We start from the raw sequence: 19,246 nt of genomic DNA on the forward strand, positions 1-19,246 counted from the left end.
AACGACAACAGCCCCAAGTCCATTAAATGCATATATGATCTAGTCCATTCTTATAACTACCCATCCAAAATGGCATTCGCCCGTTCACGAAATTCCACCGCCGCCTGCTCAGGCGTAATTTTGCCAAACAGTAGAAGATCATACAACTCACGTAACACCGCGGTGACCTCTGGCGCACCTACGGGATCAGGCGGGTCCATCTGAGTGCTGTTATCCGCAACCCAATCAATATAGTCAAACACCTGCGCCAGCTCCGGTTCAACCACCAGCTTCATCCGCTCTTTGACACTGGATGAGACGGGCACACCCCGCTCCCCTTTGAGCAGCAGATTGGCATCCAAATCATTCACAAAAAAGCTGATGAACTTGGCCGCTTCCTCCTTATGTCTGGAATTACCCGCCATGGAGAAAAACATGCCTGGCTTCAAGAACAATCCATCCTGGCTGTTTGGCCCAGGCATTGGGGAGATGGTCAAGGGTTTGCCATAACGCTGAGCGGTGCTGATAAATTGGTTGGAATACCCCCAGCTAAACAAAGCCTCTCCCAGATAAAACGGGTCGTTATCAGGCTGGCCAATGTCTGATGTCCAGATATCCGGTGCAAAAATAAGTTTCTTTTCCGCGAGCTTCTGCATCCTGCCAAAGTATTCAATAAATAGCCCATCATCCTCATAACCCAACCTCTTGCCATCCTCCGCGTATAGCTTGGAACCATACTGTCTCAAGTAATACGCGAAAAACTGTTCCGGCGTAAAATAGGTTCCCAGATAGATGCCTTTCCCGAGTAATTGCTCGCCCATCCGGTCAAAATCCGCCCATGTCCACGTATCCGTTGGCAATTCAATATCATTGGCCTTTAACACTTCCGGATCATAGATGCTGAGCATGGCGTTAACCCCCAAACTGAGACCATAGGTTTTTCCATTCAGGCTACCACTCTCCAGCTGTTCCTTCTCAATATCTGTCGCGTCAATCAGTCCGCTCTGCATGTACGGCGTCATATCCTCCAACAGTTGCAGCGAGCTGTACTGGGACAGATAGGAGATGTCCATCTGGATAATGTCGGGCAACGCATTGCCTGCTGCATGTGGGGCAAGTTTTCTCCAGTATTCGTTGAAACTGCTATATTCGTATTCGATGTTCACATGTGGATTCAACTTCTCATACAGGTTGATAACGGCTATCGTTGCATTGTTACGGAACTCCCCACCCCACCAAGCGATGCGCAGCGTTATCGGCTCTTCCTCCACAATCATGCCTGGCCTTTGATCCAACTGGTTCACGCAGCCAGGAAGAGTCAGCATAAGGCAGAGCATGCCTATCATTCGCATCCATCTTCCCATAACTTCTCCTCCTTACCTGGTAATGGGAGTGGCAGCAGCACCGTTACTCTCGTTCCACGCCCCGGCTTGCTCTCCAGCAGAACATCATATTCTTCACCAAAAGCCAGACGTACCCGCTCCCTGATATTCAGTAGGCCAATACCTGTGCCTCTGGTTTTCACTTCACCGCGCAGCACCTGTTCCACATATTCGGGTTCCATGCCGGGACCGTGATCCTCCACGATAAGGGCCAGCTTGCCACCTGATATCTCGGCATACACTCGAATCAGACATGATCCAACCTGTGGTTCCAAACCGTATTGAATGGCATTCTCCAGTAGTGGCTGTAGGGTCAACTTGGGAATGGCACACCCCAGATAAGGAGCGGGCACATCCATACGGAAATCCAGCCGTTGCCGGAAACGGTAGGTCTGAATGGTGATGTAATGATTGACGATCTCCAGCTCTTCCGCAATGGTAATGATATTTTGTTTGAAACTGATGGAGGAACGCAGCAAATATCCGAGTGATAACACCATACTGGAGATTTGCTCCTGCCTGTTCTTTTTGGCGAGCCAATGGATCGAATCCAGCGCATTATACAGAAAGTGGGGATTGATCTGCGCCTGTAGCGCCTTGAACTCCGTTTCTTTAATGACCAACTGGCTTGCATAATTTTCTTTAATCAATGTATTAATATGTGTAATCATCAGTCGATACGTACGCTGTAGTAACCCCAGTTCATCCATGTACTGGTGCGTTGGAATGGACAGATTGGCGTCTATATTCTCCAGATCCCCATACTGAACCTCCTTCATCTGACTGATGAGCTGCCTGATCGGCCTTGTCAGACTTCGTGCGAACACCATACCAAGCGCGAGAACAACCAGAATGGCGATAAGATAAACGACGATCAGTATATTTTTCAACCATATAATGCGTTCAAAAATTTCATCATAAGAGGCCATATTATAATACACCCAGTCGGTGTATGCGGATTTCTTCTGGGAAAGAAATATCTCCCTCCCATTCAGATTTTTGATCTCATATCCCCCACTGCCTGGAAGTGGATTCAGTCCGGCGGACACCGCTTCTGGAAGCTGGCGATAAGGATACACCACATCACTACCTGCTTTTAAAATAATGTCACTGTCCTGGCTATCGATGCCCGCATACTCCTCGACGAGTCGCTCGATATTAATACGCAGAAACAGTATGCCTACTGGTTCCAGGGTCATCGGTTCATAGGCTCGCACTTGACGCACCATAACCAGCATCGGGTCATCGTCATCCGGGTATAACCAGCGCACTGCACCATTGGCCTGCTCCGCAGCCGCAATCATCCGATCATATTTTTCCTGAGATACGGTCAGTGTCTCGCCATATTTATTGACTCTTCCCCTGGAATCAATCAGATGAACGGACTGCACATATCGTGCAGCCCCACTAATATGCTCCCATAGCCGATCCGTGATCTTTTTTCGTTCAATAAAGCTTGAATATGCGCTATCGTCATCCAGCAACGACTTCAAGGCTCTTTGAATCTGCGTATCGGAGATCATGTTTAATGATAACGCTTCCAACTTCTGAAGTTCAACATCCACTGTAGACGAAGAAAGGTTCAGAAGTCGGGACGACTTATCAAACAGCTGTTTGTCATACACCGAGTACGTATAATACAAGGACCCAAACGCGAGGATGATGACAAACGCCATCATGAACATAATCATCAGAAACATTTTCATTTTGATGCTGAGTTTGCGGTAGGCTGTCATGACCAAAGCGCTCCTTTGAACCACGTGATACTACTAGGTATATCACATACAGGAAGGTTTCCCCAAAGTTTTAGCGCTCGATTTCTCACGTATTATTTGGACTGATATCGATCATACGCAGCCTGATGAACCTCAATCGCCCGGTCAATATCCATGCTCTTGATTGTTTCGGCCATCTTGTCAAATTCGGTGATCGGCTTCTGTCCGCTAATAATGGCAGTCATCGTCTCATTCAAATACGTATTCACCTGACTCATGATGGATGTACTTGTGGTCACCTCATCTGTTGACAAACGAATTGGAGGAAGCGTTAATGCTGAGCTTGCTTTCATCCATTCCGCATTTGCCGCACGCTGTCCATCGTCAAATAATAATGCATCCAGATAACGACTATCCTGATTGATTGGACCGTCCATAATGGATAAGGCATAGGAAGCCAGTGCCTGGTCATACGTTAGACCGTTCGGATTATCAATGATGGTATCTGTGAATTTGACACCTTCCCCGTCACGAACATAGCTGTCATTTTCGATACCAAAGTTGAACAGATCACTACCCTCTTCGCTATAGTTGTAGTCCATCCACTGAACAATATATTTTAATTTGTCTTCGTCTGCGGAAGCCGTAATAGCCTCACCATAAGACAACACTTTAGCGTCCAGATTAAATGTCGCATACGAAGTTCCATCCGGAGATACAGGCCATGGTACACCCGTCACGTTAAAGTTCGGATCCGTATCTCTCATCAGATTGAAGTATTTCCCCATGCCGCTGAACACACCACCCTGATATGCGCCTGCCAGATTGCTGGTGACCTTGTAATCGAAAGCTTTACCGTCATTGGTCATGATCTCGGGATCAATCAGCCCTTCTTTGTACCACTTGGCCATGGTCTCCAAGAAATCACGGTAGCCCGGCTGAATCGGTCCAAACTCCACCTTGTCTCCATTCATCTGGAAACCACCAATTACACCAAATGCCGCGGCAAAATCATGGAGCTTGGTCAGGTTACCCGGTCCCCAGTTTCCGGTGAATGGTAGCTCATCTGGCTTGCCGTTGCCGTTAGGGTCCTGTTCCTTAAATGCCTTAAGCACCGTATACCACTCATCAATGTTGGTAGGTACTTTGAGATTTAATTTATCAAGCCAGTCCTGGCGCATAATTAAACCTGAAGTGGCATTCAGCTTCAATGCATCCAGCTTCAGCAGCGGGAACATATAGATCGTTCCATCGTCGAGTGCAATCTGCTTTTTCACATCCGGATCGGATTCAATAATCCGCTTTAAGTTTGGTGCATAACTGTCGATCAATTCATTCAACCGGATGATCCGGCCGTCCTTGATCATTTTTTCCGGTCCGCCAACGGCATCCGCCCAGTTATAATAAATGACATCCGGCAGCTCCTTCGTGGAGATCAGCAGATTGAACTGGTCACGCTGTTGTCCAAGCGGAGGATGTGTGAACTTCACTTTTATGCCTGTCAGCTTCTCCTTTTCCTTATAAGCCGCCATATCGCCAAAATTGTTCAAGGAAGCTGTCAGTTTGGCATCATTGGCGCGCCAGTAATCAATGGTAAATGGCTCACTTGTAATCGGTAGCGGAATCTCGGTCAACGCCTGAACCGCAGGTTCTGTTCCTTCTGCTGGCTCTGCGGTACCTGGTTCATTATCACCCGTACAGCCCGCCAGTAAAGATATGGTAAGTAGCGATGACAACAGGATGGACCCCATTCTTTTTTTCACGTAATTCGCCTCCATAGATTACATTTTTTATTGTTTCACAGCACCGATTAGAGCGCCCTGAACAAAATAACGTTGGATGAACGGATATACCAGCATAATCGGCAGCGTGGAGATAATAATAGTCGCATATTTGATGTTCTCCCCAATGGCAAAGCCGGTATAAGCGCCAGCGCCCATGGCCTCTGTACTGCTGCTGATCAGAATATCACGCATAATAATTTGGATCGGATACAACTCCTGACTACGCAGGTAGAGCATCGGTCCGACATAATCATTCCAATGGTCAACCGCATAATACAGCATCATGACCGCCAGGATCGGTTTCGACAAAGGCAGTACAATTCGGAACAAAATCAGAAAGTCATTGGCACCATCAAGCTTCGCCGATTCGATCAGACTGATCGGAATGCCCTCAAAGTTTGTTTTCATAATGAGGAAATAAAACGTGCTGATGGCACCCGGAATAATAAGCGCAAAACGGGTATCCACCATGCCCAGATTCTGAATCAGCAGAAAAGTCGGAATCATACCCCCGCCGAAGAACATCGTGAACGTAATTAATTTCATCAGCGTTTTTCTGCCCATCAGATCACCGCGTGACAGCCCATATGCAGCCAGTGAAGTCATGAGCAGATTAATGGCGGTACCCACCACAACATAGAACAAGGTGTTCATATATCCCGTATAGATGCGAGTATCCTGAAATACCGACTTGTACGCTCCCAGCTGAAAACCTTCAGGAATGAGCATCAGTGAACGGGAACGCAGCATCTGGTCCGGGTCGCTGATTGAAGAATTGAACACGTACAGCATCGGGTACAAGCATAAAACCATGATCACCAAGAGCAGCAGTGTATTAAATACATCAAAAAGTCGTTCCCCTATAGACTGTTTCATCGCTTCACCTTCCGATTACCATAGACTGGTTGAGTTAAGCTTTCTGCTGATCGCGTTCGCGATAATGAGCAGCGCGAAATTAATGACGCCGTTAAATAGTCCGATGGCGGTTGAATACGTATAGTTCCCCTCCAAAATACCGGATCGATAAACAAAGGTGGATATGACATCCGATGTCTCATAGGTCGGTGCCGTTTGCATCAGCAATATTTTCTGAAAATCCGCGTTCATGACCGCCCCCATACGCAGAATTAACATGATCACAATCGTGGGCATAATGCCCGGCAGTGTAATATGTAACAGCTGTCTCCAGCGGCCTGCACCGTCAATTTTGGAAGCCTCATACAATTGAGGATCAATACCACTGAGCGCTGCCAAAAAGATAATCGAGGCCCAGCCTGCGCCCTGCCATATGTTGGACAGGATGTACATCGGACGGAACATATCTTTTTCCGCCAAAAACATAATCGGCTGCAGATCAAAAAAGTCACGAATGACGTTAAATAACCCACCGTCCAGAGATGAGAACGTTTTCAACATTCCAACCACGACGACAACCGAAATAAAATGCGGCATATAACTGATGGTCTGTACTGCACCTCTGAACCACTTCTTCCGGACTTCATTCAGCAACAGTGCTAGTAGAATCGGAGCCGGGAAACCAAATACAATACTGTAAAAACTCAAAATCAGTGTGTTCTTAATCAGTCGCCAGAAATAATAACTTTCAAAAAACATGGTGAAGTTGTCAAATCCAACCCATTCGCCGGCCAAGATTCCTTTGATCGGGTTGTAGGATTCCTGAAATGCCATCAGTAGCCCGTACATTGGCCCATAGCTGAAAATCAGATAGTAGGCTACCACAGGAACGAGCATCAGATAGACGTATCTGTTGCGGACAAGTTCCTTTTTCACCGAACTCCATTTGCCAGCTGGCTTCAAACGCCCAGGTTCGATCCCCCGGCTTCGATTCAGCTCCATCCACTCAACCTCCACTCGATGTTCATTACTTAACATGACACTTCTAATGATAGAATCGAGCGCCTTTTCTTCCCATGCTCATTTCCGATAAATGGATGTTCAAAACCGAGTTCCGTCCGACAAAAAAAGACCCTGCTGCCGATGAATGGCATACAGGGCCCGATCACAGATTAGATGCAGATCGGATATAAAGATTAGCTATGTGGAAGCGACAGCAACGCTGTCTTAAGGTACTTTTTTATACTCGGAAGGGGAGAAACCCGTGTATTTCTTGAACATTTTGCTGAAATACGGCCAGTTGGCACCAAACCCTGTCTGCTCGGCAAGCGAGGATACAGTGTAGTTCCCGTCCTGCTCCAGAAGCTCCAACGCTTTACGGATGCGGTAGCTTAACACATAGTTCGTAAATTTCTCACCAGTTTCTTTTTTGAACATTTTGCCGATGTAGTCTGGATTCATGTATATTTCCCCAGCGATGGACTGGAGTGTTAATGTCTCGTCCTTGTAGCGTTTCTCTACCAACTGTTTCACACTGCCTACCATCTGCGATTGTCTGGAGCGATGTTGATCATAGCGGCGCAAGGTGATTTCTTTGGCGACGGCAAGCAGAAACTGTTGAAAAGAATGCAGGGTGCTGGATTCAATCATGCCTGGCAACTGGTCCATATACCTTTTCATCTCGGCAGAACCACTAAGTCGAATCATCTCCATAAACATCTGAATAAGATAGGACTTCGTTTGGGATATATCGTATCGTAAGCTGGCAAGCAGCTGAAACATCCGGTTCAGCTCTGATCCAACTTCCTGCCAGTGTCCCGCCTTGATTGCAGTAACCATCCGCTCCGGATCGTATTCGAATTCAGGAAGAATGCGCTCTCCGGGAGAGTAAATATCCCGCTCCATAATAAGACTGCCCTCACCGAGGTAAAAGCGGTAATTGAGATACACCAGCGTCTGCATGTACAAATGGCGTGCCTGCGAAAGATCTCCTGGCTCGCTCAGCGCAATGGTGAGATCATCATGATAATATCGGGTAAATGTGGCACGAATCTCATCGATATTATGGAACAACTGCGTTTCAGACAACTTGTCCTCCATGATTAGTAGCACATGCCTTCCAACCGTGGCACTTAAGATTGGATTGTGAAAAATATCTTCGGCAATGTTCTTCACCGCGAACAAGTGCAGATACTCATGATCCCCCTCAATCTCTACCAGTAGCAACCGTACACGTTGATCCTGAAACTGTACATCGAATAATTCCTCGAAATACTTCCATTCCTTGACCCCATATGTTCTGTTCGTGACTAGCTCTTTCAGAAAATATTCCTTGGCATGTGGCAGTACACGCTCCAGATTATATTGGATCGACTGCACAAAACGCTCCTGATCGGTTAACTCTCGCTTCTCACTGACCAATTCACTGATAGCCTGTACAAGATGCTCCTCGCTGCAGGGCTTAAGCAAATAGTGCTTCACCCCATACTGCATGGCCGTTTTCGCATATTCGAACTCCGTAAAACCCGTGAGCATGATAAACGAGATATGCTGATACTTCTCTGCCACAGCTTCAACCAGCTGTAACCCATCCATTCCCGGCATGCGGATGTCCGAGATGATGATATCCGGGCGTTGCCGCTCGATTGAAGCAAGCGCTTCCAATCCATCTTGAGCAATGCCAATCAGTTCTGTTCCTAATCGGGACCAGTTCACCACACTGGAGATCCCGTCCGAGATCATAAATTCATCATCAACCAACAAAACCTTGTACATCGTGTGCATCCTCCTGCCTTTAACCAGTTCCATTCTATTATATGGGCATTATGCACAAATAGAGGGGAGGACATTGAATGACATGGAATTGCACCCTAACAAGTCTGATTGTTGAACATTCATGGCTCATCTCATCGGAAAAATCATTCGCTGGCAAGCTATTGGAGTTTGTCTCTGCAAAGACAAAACAACCCTCACCCCGCTACTGGGGTGAAGGTTAGCCTCGCTTCATTTTACAATATCATCAGGGTATGGGTACGGTACAGGAAAAGAAATTACGAAACTGCGTTACGTATCCATCCCATACTCCTTTACCTCACGATTACGGTTCAACACCGCATGCAACACAAAACCAAGTACCGCAATAGCTGCTGTGCCTGTTGCCAGCCACGCTACCGGAATAAGTCCCTGTTTGTCATACATGACCCCCATCGCATAGGGGCCGATAACCCGTCCAACCGCACCGATCCCACCCGATATCCCGATGTAAAAAGGTGCCGCCCTGCCGGCATGCTCCGAGATAAACGCAGGTGTTGCAGGGGAGATCAACATCTCTCCAAACGTGGCAAGTACCATTGCAAGCACCATGCCTGGATAGCTGTACATGGTAATCATCACAATGTAGGCCATGCCATAGAATACCGCACTCGCGGTCATCTGGGCAGTGGAGGTACGGGCCATGGTCCGTTTCACCCAGCTGGTAAAAGGTTGGCCCACAAAGATCAGCACCCCGTTCAGGGTCCAGAGCAGACCGTACATTCTTTTTTCCATACCCTCAGAGATGATATACGGGGAAACACCTGTGTTCCAGATGGAGTTGCCGAATAACAGGAAGAGTACGCCCAAGCTCATAAACAGATATAGTCGGGTATTCCCCAGCAATGCCCAGACGCCCGGCCCATTGGGGACGGTTTTCCGTTTGGTCAGATGTACTTCCCCCTGATCCGGTTCAACCCGCGACAGATAATACCAGAAGAAAATTGCAAATCCGGCTGAGGTCACCCCGTTCAGTACAAAGCTGAGGTGATAGGAAAAGTCAGCCAAAAAACCGCTCAACGCCGTACCAATCGCCACCCCGATATTGTTCGCTACATAGATAATATTGAATAATTCACCGCGTCGCTCCGCAAACCGGAAGCCAATAAAGGCTTGAATCGCTGGCAGCGACAATGAACTGAACAGCCCAATCCAGCCCATGGCACATATAAATACGACCCAATACGCACTAATCCACGGCAACGCAAACAAACCTAACGCATTAAGCGCCAGTGAACCAATGATCAGCTTCTTCACGCCCACCCGATGGTACAACGAACCACCCAGCAATTGTCCAAAGATGCCACCCAGGGACTGAATGAGGATCACAAAACCGGCGTTGGCCATCGTTCGTCCAAGCTCATCAAACACATACATGGTGGTCAGCGGCCACATCAAGGCACTGCCTGTTGCGTTAACCAGACTTGCTAATAAAAATATTCTCACTTCTTTTGGATAGTTATCCAGCCATCTCATCATCGTTAATTCATTCTCCTTAGTACCTCTGCACAAACAAATGGCCATAAAAAATAGACCTTTGCCCTGACGGCATAACCATAACCAGCCAGAGCGAAGGTTTTATGAAGTGTTGCATCTATTGCACTATAATCCTGCTCAAATTCTAGCCTTTGTTCATCTTACCTCAAAAAAATCATGCTGCAAGCACACTCATTGACGCTTCACTTCAACAGTGGTCGAGAAGAAGGTAGCACCGTTACCCATGTCCGACAACCGATTGGACGTCAGTGAATTCGCCCGTTGCTTCTTCCCGTCACCATCCCACCATAAGCCTTGGCTGATGACAGTTCCCGGCAACATGGCTTCACAAAAAAATCATTAAATGACCTTGTATTTAATATTCATGTCAGAAACGTAGATTTGAATTTTAGGCCTAACTCAAACAACGCGCACCGACTGAATATCGATACGCGCTGGAAGCAAAGGTTTTAACTTAAATTCTACTCAACAGGGTATAACTAGTTCATTAAGAAATTTTTTATTATTTTTAACATACATCCCACAGAAATCCCACTAAGGTGCATCATTTTTTTTTAACTTTTTAAACTTTTTGACTTCATGAATTAATCTAATTATAAAAGCAATTTCAAGAGGCATACAAATGATAATTGCCACCACTAAAGAGGCCTCTAACGCCATATAAAATAATATTAAGACACCAATAATATAAACAATGGACATAATGATATCTCTCTTCGCTGCCTCGTATTCGGTTAATTGCTTCATATCATCATTCCTTTATAGCTTCTGGAGTACTACATTATATACCCCGATATCAATTAATTCATCATAAGTTCTTTCATCCCCGCCATCATTCACCTGTGCTGTTTTGCCATTAAACGTAGCTTTTACTATATATCTCTCTGAGGCCAATCCTAGCATACCCTGAGAATAGACTTCCACTTGTGTTAAATATCTAGTTGCATCCATGGCACCAATCATTGAATCAACTGTAACTCCTAGAATCGTGATCCCCATTGCCTTCAAGAAGGTAGTGAACTTACCCTTAGTATAATAAATATCTATTATTGTAATTACCGTTGCTATAGCAGTCCCAGCGGATATATTCAGCTTATAATGCTTATCTTGCAGAACAGATTGCTTTTGATATATAGAACCGTATTGCTTCCAAGCCGTATTATACTTTTGCTTAACAAAGTTAAAACCTGGAGAAGCATTCAAAACAGCGCTTTGTGTTTCTACCGCTCCTGTGATTTGATTATCATATTCATTAGAAAGTGCATTACCATCTGACTCACTAATCATTTCACTTGCTTTTTGTGTAACGACCTCACCATCCGCCGTAGTAGTTACTATTTCGTCAGAACTTATATCGTAAATGGCTTCAGCTACGAGTTTATTGTCTATAAAATGCTTAACAGTACGTATTCCGTTTTCTTCTTTTATATTAAAATCTATTACCTCTCCTGTTTTAGTCTCTTCATAGCTCGCGTCAATATCAATTAACCCGTCCTGCTCAGAATAATTATAGTTCAATTCTTTAATTTGATCATCTTCTACCCCAACATTATCAGCGTAAGTGTTAGCAGAAAAGGTTGAAAGTACTAATGTTAACATCAGTGTCAGAGAAGTAATTAAAGCAATTCTTTTCATTATATACCTCCTTATTAAGTTAAATAGATAACAACAAATAATCCATTTACTGGTTCAAGTATGACATACAGAGGATATAATGGAACCCTTTTTTTGAATATTAATACAAATTAACTACATTATTTCGGGAGATTAGGTCTATTTACTTATATTTAACTTTAGGCAACTAATAAATTAATACACCTGACAAAGAACCTACCGCCCTATCGTATACTATTTTTAACACATTTAAAGTACAGCTTCTTATAAAAATAGGCCTTTACTCTGACAGCATAACAGTCAGTGCAAAGGCCATTGGAGTTGTTCATCTTACCTCAAAAAATTCACGCTGCAAGCACACTCATTGACGCTTCACTTCAACAGTGGCTGAGAAGAAGGTCGCCCCGTTCCCCATGTCCGACAACCGATTGGACGTCAGTGAATTCGCCCGCTGCTTCTTGCCATCACCATCCCACCATAAGCCTTGGCTGATGACGGTTCCCGGCAACATGGCTTCACTTACCTTGGCAGTAAGTTCGATGCGCCCGCGTTCATTCCATACGACCACTGCATCGCCATCCTCCACATTTCTACGGATGGCATCCTCGGGGTGTATCTGCAATAGAGGCATCTTTTCCAAACGTTGATGTTTGGCTGAATTGCCAAAGGTGGAGTTCAGGAAATTATGGTTTGGCGGCGACAGGAACATCAATGGATACGTATCGGCAGGTCCAGCCGGATGCTCCCCATCATATCCTTCAACCAGAGCACTATAGGTAGGGAGCGGCGGAAGCCCTCTCTGTTCCATCGTCTCGGAATACAATTCAATTTTGCCTGAAGGTGTGGGCAGCTGATCCAGATATGTAGCATGTGGCGTCATATCCAGCTTCACGAATCGGTGTTCCTTCAGTCCCTCCAACGTGACCCCATTCATGTAGGGGTTGCCTGTGCCCTGAAGTGCGTCCTCAATCATCTGTTCCGGCGTTTCTCCGAAGATTGCAGGATCGTACCCCATAGCCTGCCCAAGCAGTGAGAACAGTTCCACGTTGCTCTTGCTCTCCCCAATCGGTGCAATTACCGGCTCTTGCAGATGAACGTACTGATGCCAATAAGAGGTGTACAGGTCTGTCGCTTCAAATGAAGATGTGGCTGGCAAGACGATATCTGCATATTTCGCCGTATCCGTCATGAACAGATCATGCACAACCGTGAACAGATCCTCCCGTGCAAAACCTCGCTCCACCCGCTCGGTATCCGGTGCCACCACCAGTGGATTGCTGCAGTAGACCATCATCGCCCGGATTGGCTGCTCTGCTTCCAGCAACGCTTCACCAATCCGGTTCATGTTCACCACTCGCGGCTCCGGATTCTGCCGCAGCTCCGGACGTTCGAGCGCGTCGCTATTTGTGCTCGCGTAGCTGTTGGTGCGAACGGCACCGCCGCCTTGCTTCAGCCATTGCCCTGTAATAGCAGGCAGACATGCAACGCTGCGCACGTTCATGCCCCCATTATCATGGTGCTGGAGGCCGTTGCCGATGTGAATATGAGCTGCTTGTGCGTTGCCGTATAGTTCGGCCAGCTCCACAATGGTTTCCTCCGGCACGCCCGTAATACGTGCAACACGTTCAGGGGTGTAACTGTGGACATGATCACGTAGTGCCTCATGACCTATCGTATACTTTTGCATAAACGCTTCATCCGTTAGTCCCCGTTCGAACAGCACATGCATTAATCCTAGCGCCAGTGCACTGTCCGTGCCCGGATACAGCGGAATAAACCAGTCGCCCCATTGGGCCGTGCGATTGCGATGAACGTCGATGACGACGATCTTGGCGCCTTTCTTGCGGGCTTTCTCCGCCAAAACGACCTGGTGCATATTTGTACTGACGATATTGCCTCCCCACACCAGGATGAGATCCGCATGCTCCGTATCTTCCGGCACCGTTCCCCGATTGGCACCCATCGTATATTTCCAGCCGGTATTTCCAGCGGAGTTACAGATCGTCTGCTCCAGTACACTCGCACCAAGCGCATTGAAGAAACGCCGATCCATACCGTCTACGCCGAGAATGCCCATGTTACCGTAAAAGCTGTAGGGCAGGATGCTCTCCGGGCCGTAGGTTTCGGACAATGCAGTGAATTTGGTCGTAATCTCGTGAATCGCTTCATCCCAACTAATTCGTTCAAACTTGCCTTCACCTTTGGCTCCTACACGTTTCATCGGATATTGTAGACGCTCGGGGTGATATACCCGCTCAGTCATATTCCTAACTTTATTACAGATGGCACCCTTGGTTATGGGATGATCCGGATTGCCTGCCACCTTCACAATTTTGCCGTTCTCTTTATGTAATAACAGACCACAAGTGTCCGGACAGTCGAGCGGGCACACCGCCGCAAATACACCATTCTCCTGATCGATCATCGTAAGGCTCCCCTCTTTAAAAGCTATCCCTATATCATATCTTCTTCGAGGTTATCGCGTAAAGAGAACAGTATGTTTTTGCTTCATATTCACCGCTATAGCGGCTTCAAAATATTTTCAAAAAAATGTTTTTGAGTTTGATTCAACTTCAGAATTCAGGGGTAAATTAAAAATAAGGCATTAGGCTAGTGTTTCCCCACTTCCTCCTCATGCCATATCATGGACCACTCCCGAAATTCGCCATGAACAGGTTTCGTTCCCCCGAACCTTGTCATGGCGAATTTATTTTGCGTTAAACTCCAACAAGAACCCCATACAAAAAAACGATCCCACCCTGCTCCATCACAGCATATTCGCCATGAACCGAGCAAGATCAGAATCGTCTTCACTTCTGCTATAAGTGTATATATGCCCCGCTTTGTGCCCTCTATGCCTGCTTACTCAACATCACTCTAGCCTCCGTCTCCACAGCTTCGATCGACGTTGCTATCTCCGGCTTTACTTTTGGCTCAGCTTGGCGCAGGTACGCCACCCAATAGGCTGCAGCTACAAACAGAGCACCACCAGTCAGATTCCCGAGCCATACCGGAATGAAATTCATCACATATTGACCCCATGAATAATGTCCTTCAAAGATTGCCGCCGGGATGAGGAACATATTGGCCACAACGTGCTGGAATCCAATCGCCACAAATGCCATCGTTGGAAACCAAATGCCCAGTACCTTGCCACTCATCGTATCCGAAGCATAAGATAGCCACACGGCCAGCGCGACCAACCAGTTACAGCCGATGCCAGAGATGAAAGCTTGCAAGAAGCCGTCATGCAGCTTATGTCCAGCCATATCCACCACTTTCGCCAGATATACACCTTCTCCGGTCAGACCCAGCACATGTCCAAACGCGTACGCGACAAACAAAGCTCCAACAAAATTACCAATCGTCACTAAGGTTAGATTTTTCAACATACTACCCACAGATAATTTTCTTGCAATCGTAGCAAGTGGAACTGCCATCATGTTACCTGTCAGCAGCTCTCCACCACCGATGAGTACCAAGATTAATCCAACCGGGAACACTGCTGCTCCAATCAGATTGACCAGACTTCCCCACTCAGCTGGCGCAGAAGCAATCACCCGAATATCCAGTAGAAACCCCAGCGCAATAAAAGCCCCTGCCAGAAAACTAAGCACCAGTACAGAAGACACCGGATATTGAGCCTTCTTCATTCCTGTTTGCGCCGTATATTGTGCAACCTCAAGAGGTGTTTTTGCTGCCATATCATTCATCCTCTCCTTCATTGTTCATCGTTTGGAAAAACGACCTGAATTTCATTGTTTATGCGTTGAATACCATATCTCAATTGTATCTTGGTACTGCGCAAAACTTTGTGCAAATTATCACAATGTTGTTTAAAAAGATACTTTCAGAGCGTCTTTGAATAGTTAAGTCAGCAAGAGTGTAGTAAGGCCTTTTGTAGTTAAAAAAATCACAAAAAAGACTGACGATATACTCGCCAGTCTTCTTTTCCTTTATAATCATCCGCCTTGTTTCGTAATCTTGGCAGTTATTGTACTCCTCTTATTTACGGACAAGCATGACTTATCTTTGTATGGCGTTTATCATGCCCTCTGTTCAACCATCTATTCTGCTTCCTTACACCATTGCTGGTGCTTTTACTTCTATTGGAGGCAGTGCTTGCAGACCCGCCGTGTTCAGGAAGTTCCATGGTTTGTTGTAATGCGGCTGGAAGAAAAAGTCGATGAAGGCCAGCTCATCTACGGTCATGTTATTTTGGATGCAGACCGAGATCGTATTAATCGATTGAGTCAGATCAACCTGAGACATCACCTGTGCTCCGACAATTCGACGAGTAGCCTGCTCATATACTACTTTGAGCAACAGTTTCTCAGCCGTTGGCATAAACTCCGGACGGTAGCTGTCTTCCAGTACGACAGATTCAACAATCAGACCTTCGTCAGCCGCAGACATTTCCGTCATCCCTGTACCCGCGATATTTTGCTCATAAATTTTGATACCCGATGTTCCTTGTGTACCCATATACGGTGTCGTAGGACGAACCAGGTTACGGGCTACGAGTGTACCCATCCGCACGGCGTTGGTTGCCAGTGGAATGTAAGATGCTTTGCCTGTTGGGTTGTAATGAATAGCACAGCTGTCACCCGCAGCGAAGACGTCTTTTTGACTCGTTTGCATATATTTATCCACGATGATTGCGCCGTTTGGCAGCATATCCACTTGGCCTTTGAGCAGCTCTGTATTTGGACGGAAACCAATGCACAGAATAACCAGATCGGTTTCGAACTCTCCTTTGGACGTGATCACTTTAGTCACTTTGCCATTTTCACCAGTAAACTTCTGTACCGTTTGACCAAGTGCCAAATTGATGCCGCGTCCAGTCAACGTATCTTCAATCGCATCCGTGAACTCAGGGTCCAAGTATTTATTCAAAATCCGGTCCACACTGTCGATCAGGGTAACTTCCTTGCCGTTCATTTGGAAAGCTTCCACCAGCTCTACGCCGATATATCCTGCACCTACAACAGTGACACGTTTGGCATCTTTGGCTTTTTCAATAATCGTGTTGGAATGATTGTAGTTTTTGCAAAGTAAAATGTTATCCATCTCGATGCCTTCAAGCTTTGGAACGACAGGCCATGACCCCGTTGTCACGATCAGTTTGTCAAACGTATCTTCAAATTCTTCCCCGGTTTGCAGGTTTTTAGCCTGAAGGGTATGGCCCTTGGCATCTACTGCTGTTACTTCATGAAGCATCTTGGTCTCAACACCAAGCTCTGCCAGTTGATTAGGCGAAGAATAGAACAAGCCGTCAGGGTCTTTCACAACCCCACCTACGTAGAGCGCAATGCCACAAGATAGGAAGGAGATATTGTCATTGCGCTCATACACCGTGATGGTAGCATCCGGGTACAATTTGGCGGTATTTACGATGGCTGCGGTTCCTGCGTGTGTACATCCGATAACTGCGATTTTCATTAAAAGTTCCTCCTCGAAATATATAAATGAGTTTGAATATAAGGTTGTTATGGTTGTGAAACATTTCACTTCTTGTTCGAAACTGTGTATGTGATTTATTTCACTTTATACACTCATTATAATGTGATATTTTTCACATTGCAATAGGTTGAGCAAAAAAAGTTTGTCGAAGGAGGTCATTTCCCTGTATTTAAGCCTTTCTTCCCTTCATTGTATTGATTTCATTGTCCCCGGATTTGGGCAGGTTTATGCTATGTAATGGCTTCCGTGATCCCTGTATGAACGCAGTGTGGACGTATAAAGTTATAGGCGTCTCCTGCCTCATGTTTGACTTATACAAAAAATAAATGGCTTCAATTTTCATTACAGAGTTGATTTCATGGATCCAACTCCTACCTGTGAAGAGAATAAATCTGCGTATATAAAATAATCAAAGAAGCCCATCTTTGCTTATGCAAGGACAGGCTTCTCAAACGTTCTTGTATTAACCGAGCAATTTCTCGATATCTGCAATCATTGTCTCCGGAGATTCTTTCGGTTCAACACGACCTACCACTTCACCTTCGCGGTTAACAAGGAACTTGGTGAAGTTCCATTGGATGTCGCTTGTTTCACCTACGCCAGGTTGTTGCTCCTTCAGGTATTGGAACAGGGGATGAGTGCCCTCACCATTCACATCTACCTTGGCAAACACCGGGAAATTCACACCATAGTTAATCTGGCAAAATGATTCCGCTTCCTCACTTGTACCTGGCTCCTGCCCTCCAAACTGGTTACAAGGGAAACCCAGTACAACCAAGCCTTGATCACGATAACGATCATAAAGCTTTTGCAATTCACCGTATTGCGGGGTCAGCCCACACTTGCTGGCTGTATTGGCAATGACCAATACCTTACCTTGATACAGATCCAGTGAGACTTCTTGGTTCGCGGTGGTTACCGCCTGATATGAATATACGGACATGACTGATTCCTCCCATGACATATGTTGGTTTGGGCTGTTGCGAGCACGTTGGCATAACCAACGGACTCACAGCCTGTCCTATTATTATAGACCTGATCCAATGCGATTACCAAATCCCGGGTCTACCCCTTCCCTTTGCTACCATGCGTTGCAAATTCCCCATGAATGCAAAAGAGCCGCGTGCAATAGCGCACAGCGGCTTCATTCTATAATGTAAGGACCACATATGGCCCATTTCGTTAACTTCCTGTCGCTTGGACACGTGGTTCTGCCCGTCCTCCAGCATGAACCATCGCACTGTTCATGACCAGCTGCTCTGGCGTCTTCGATTGCTGGCGTTCGCCTGCAAGAGCGTAAGGCAAGCAGAGCGGTACACCGGAACGCGGATCAATCACGATATCTGCTTCAATGTTGAATACTTCACGAAGTACATCTGAGTTCATAACTTCCACAGGTGAACCATGAGCGATGGCTTTACCTTTTTTGATACCAATCATGTGATGTGCGTAGCGGGAAGCATGATTCAAGTCATGCACAACCATAACAATGGTACGGTTGGCTGTGGCATTCAGTTGCTCCAGTAATTGCAATACTTCGAGCTGGTGAGCCATATCCAGGAACGTAGTCGGCTCGTCCAGGAAAAGGATATCTGTTTCTTGGGCAAGTGCCATGGCAATCCAGGCACGTTGACGCTGTCCACCGGACAGTTGATCAATCGGACGATCATGGAATTCAGTCATGGCTGTCACTTCGATAGCCCATTCAATCATACGTTTGTCTTCCGCACGCATGGAGCCAAATCCTTTTTGATAAGGAAAGCGACCATACGATACCAGTTCAGTAACGGTAAGACCTTCAGGGGCTGTTGGATTCTGTGGCAAAATCGCAAGTTGCTTGGCAACTTCACGCGTGGACTGCTTATGGATGGACTTCCCGTCGAGCAATACATTACCTGCTTTTGGAGCCATAATACGTGCCATCGTTTTCAGGATGGTTGACTTCCCTGAACCATTGGCTCCAACAAGTGCTGTAATTTTTCCTTGGGGAATCTGAATATTCAGATCCTCTACAATTAGTCTTTCCTCATAAGCGATATCCAGCTTGGTCGTCTCCAGACGAAACATGCGATCATCCCTCTCTCATTTATCCCGGTTATGTAATCCGGCTATGACAACAAAAACGAAATTGTAATTCTGTGATTTC

16 protein-coding genes are annotated in these 19,246 nt (G+C 46.2%); 1 reads left to right on the top strand and 15 read right to left on the bottom strand.

The genetic code is table 11. The features are described 5' to 3' along the window. Window positions 1-56: 56 nt before the first annotated feature. The 6 genes from MHH25_RS28380 to MHH25_RS28405 form a co-directional block, all read right to left on the bottom strand. On the bottom strand, window positions 57-1,343 hold the full coding sequence (locus MHH25_RS28380; RefSeq protein ID WP_036667802.1) for an ABC transporter substrate-binding protein: 1,287 nt from the start codon (window positions 1,341-1,343) through the stop codon (window positions 57-59). Next, entirely contained in the window at window positions 1,322-3,097 is a 1,776-nt protein-coding gene (locus MHH25_RS28385; protein ID WP_036667804.1) for a sensor histidine kinase, read from the bottom strand. Before MHH25_RS28385 ends, MHH25_RS28380 begins: the two co-directional genes overlap by 22 nt. Window positions 3,098-3,189: 92 nt before the next feature. Beyond that, entirely contained in the window at window positions 3,190-4,839 is a 1,650-nt protein-coding gene (locus MHH25_RS28390) for an extracellular solute-binding protein (RefSeq protein ID WP_036667807.1), read from the bottom strand. 27 nt (window positions 4,840-4,866) lie between these two features. After that, entirely contained in the window at window positions 4,867-5,736 is an 870-nt protein-coding gene (locus MHH25_RS28395; protein ID WP_340018663.1) for a carbohydrate ABC transporter permease, read from the bottom strand. Window positions 5,737-5,751: 15 nt separating this feature from the next. Beyond that, window positions 5,752-6,717 carry an ABC transporter permease subunit gene (locus tag MHH25_RS28400; protein WP_017691858.1) on the bottom strand — a complete coding sequence of 322 codons (966 nt, stop codon included), beginning with the start codon at window positions 6,715-6,717 and terminating at the stop codon, window positions 5,752-5,754. Between the two features lie 225 nt (window positions 6,718-6,942). Next, window positions 6,943-8,490, bottom strand: a complete 1,548-nt coding sequence (locus MHH25_RS28405; RefSeq protein WP_036667809.1) for a response regulator — start codon at window positions 8,488-8,490, stop codon at window positions 6,943-6,945. A gap of 77 nt (window positions 8,491-8,567) precedes the next feature. On the opposite strand from MHH25_RS28405, the gene MHH25_RS28410 reads away from it, so the two are divergent. Then, the gene (locus MHH25_RS28410; protein ID WP_156946070.1) at window positions 8,568-8,711 is read left to right on the top strand and encodes a hypothetical protein; all 144 of its coding nucleotides are present in this window, start codon (window positions 8,568-8,570) and stop codon (window positions 8,709-8,711) included. Window positions 8,712-8,778: 67 nt separating this feature from the next. On the opposite strand, the gene MHH25_RS28415 is transcribed toward MHH25_RS28410, so the two are convergent. The 9 genes from MHH25_RS28415 to MHH25_RS28455 all read right to left on the bottom strand — a co-directional run bounded on the left by MHH25_RS28415 (window position 8,779) and on the right by MHH25_RS28455 (window position 19,167). Beyond that, complete coding sequence (locus MHH25_RS28415; protein ID WP_340020555.1) at window positions 8,779-10,002, bottom strand: MFS transporter; 1,224 nt, start codon at window positions 10,000-10,002, stop codon at window positions 8,779-8,781. 192 nt (window positions 10,003-10,194) lie between these two features. Next, window positions 10,195-10,344 (bottom strand): hypothetical protein, encoded by a 150-nt coding sequence (locus MHH25_RS28420; protein WP_179086528.1) that lies wholly within the window; start codon window positions 10,342-10,344, stop codon window positions 10,195-10,197. Window positions 10,345-10,557: 213 nt separating this feature from the next. After that, window positions 10,558-10,770 (bottom strand): hypothetical protein, encoded by a 213-nt coding sequence (locus MHH25_RS28425; RefSeq protein WP_036612733.1) that lies wholly within the window; start codon window positions 10,768-10,770, stop codon window positions 10,558-10,560. Window positions 10,771-10,782: 12 nt separating this feature from the next. Beyond that, the gene (locus MHH25_RS28430) at window positions 10,783-11,658 is read right to left on the bottom strand and encodes a hypothetical protein (RefSeq protein WP_036667811.1); all 876 of its coding nucleotides are present in this window, start codon (window positions 11,656-11,658) and stop codon (window positions 10,783-10,785) included. Between the two features lie 340 nt (window positions 11,659-11,998). Continuing rightward, window positions 11,999-14,062, bottom strand: coding sequence for a molybdopterin oxidoreductase family protein (locus tag MHH25_RS28435; protein WP_143781456.1), 2,064 nt, complete (start codon window positions 14,060-14,062; stop codon window positions 11,999-12,001). Window positions 14,063-14,489: 427 nt separating this feature from the next. Continuing rightward, window positions 14,490-15,341: a formate/nitrite transporter family protein gene (locus MHH25_RS28440; protein ID WP_076319271.1), complete on the bottom strand. Its 852-nt coding sequence runs from the start codon at window positions 15,339-15,341 to the stop codon at window positions 14,490-14,492. A 376-nt stretch (window positions 15,342-15,717) separates the two neighbouring features. Then, on the bottom strand, window positions 15,718-17,079 hold the full coding sequence (locus MHH25_RS28445) for an FAD-dependent oxidoreductase (RefSeq protein WP_076319272.1): 1,362 nt from the start codon (window positions 17,077-17,079) through the stop codon (window positions 15,718-15,720). A 484-nt stretch (window positions 17,080-17,563) separates the two neighbouring features. Beyond that, complete coding sequence (locus MHH25_RS28450; protein WP_076253672.1) at window positions 17,564-18,043, bottom strand: glutathione peroxidase; 480 nt, start codon at window positions 18,041-18,043, stop codon at window positions 17,564-17,566. A 239-nt stretch (window positions 18,044-18,282) separates the two neighbouring features. Then, window positions 18,283-19,167 carry an ABC transporter ATP-binding protein gene (locus MHH25_RS28455; RefSeq protein ID WP_036612750.1) on the bottom strand — a complete coding sequence of 295 codons (885 nt, stop codon included), beginning with the start codon at window positions 19,165-19,167 and terminating at the stop codon, window positions 18,283-18,285. Between the last annotated feature and the right edge of the window lie 79 nt (window positions 19,168-19,246).

Source organism: Paenibacillus sp. FSL H3-0457, assembly GCF_037981725.1.
GTDB lineage: Bacteria > Bacillota > Bacilli > Paenibacillales > Paenibacillaceae > Paenibacillus > Paenibacillus amylolyticus.

Bases quoted from the DNA above. Each gene is read 5' to 3' on its own strand.
- MHH25_RS28430 (WP_036667811.1), bottom strand. From the start codon at position 11,658: ATGAAAAGAATTGCTTTAATTACTTCTCTGACACTGATGTTAACATTA.
- MHH25_RS28395 (WP_340018663.1), bottom strand. From the start codon at position 5,736: ATGAAACAGTCTATAGGGGAACGACTTTTTGATGTATTTAATACACTG.
- MHH25_RS28425 (WP_036612733.1), bottom strand. From the start codon at position 10,770: ATGAAGCAATTAACCGAATACGAGGCAGCGAAGAGAGATATCATTATG.
- MHH25_RS28420 (WP_179086528.1), bottom strand. From the start codon at position 10,344: ATGTTGCCGGGAACTGTCATCAGCCAAGGCTTATGGTGGGATGGTGAC.
- MHH25_RS28405 (WP_036667809.1), bottom strand. From the start codon at position 8,490: ATGTACAAGGTTTTGTTGGTTGATGATGAATTTATGATCTCGGACGGG.
- MHH25_RS28400 (WP_017691858.1), bottom strand. From the start codon at position 6,717: ATGGAGCTGAATCGAAGCCGGGGGATCGAACCTGGGCGTTTGAAGCCA.
- MHH25_RS28455 (WP_036612750.1), bottom strand. From the start codon at position 19,167: ATGTTTCGTCTGGAGACGACCAAGCTGGATATCGCTTATGAGGAAAGA.
- MHH25_RS28445 (WP_076319272.1), bottom strand. From the start codon at position 17,079: ATGAAAATCGCAGTTATCGGATGTACACACGCAGGAACCGCAGCCATC.
- MHH25_RS28435 (WP_143781456.1), bottom strand. From the start codon at position 14,062: ATGATCGATCAGGAGAATGGTGTATTTGCGGCGGTGTGCCCGCTCGAC.
- MHH25_RS28450 (WP_076253672.1), bottom strand. From the start codon at position 18,043: ATGTCCGTATATTCATATCAGGCGGTAACCACCGCGAACCAAGAAGTC.
- MHH25_RS28440 (WP_076319271.1), bottom strand. From the start codon at position 15,341: ATGGCAGCAAAAACACCTCTTGAGGTTGCACAATATACGGCGCAAACA.
- MHH25_RS28410 (WP_156946070.1), top strand. From the start codon at position 8,568: ATGACATGGAATTGCACCCTAACAAGTCTGATTGTTGAACATTCATGG.
- MHH25_RS28415 (WP_340020555.1), bottom strand. From the start codon at position 10,002: ATGAGATGGCTGGATAACTATCCAAAAGAAGTGAGAATATTTTTATTA.
- MHH25_RS28380 (WP_036667802.1), bottom strand. From the start codon at position 1,343: ATGGGAAGATGGATGCGAATGATAGGCATGCTCTGCCTTATGCTGACT.
- MHH25_RS28385 (WP_036667804.1), bottom strand. From the start codon at position 3,097: ATGACAGCCTACCGCAAACTCAGCATCAAAATGAAAATGTTTCTGATG.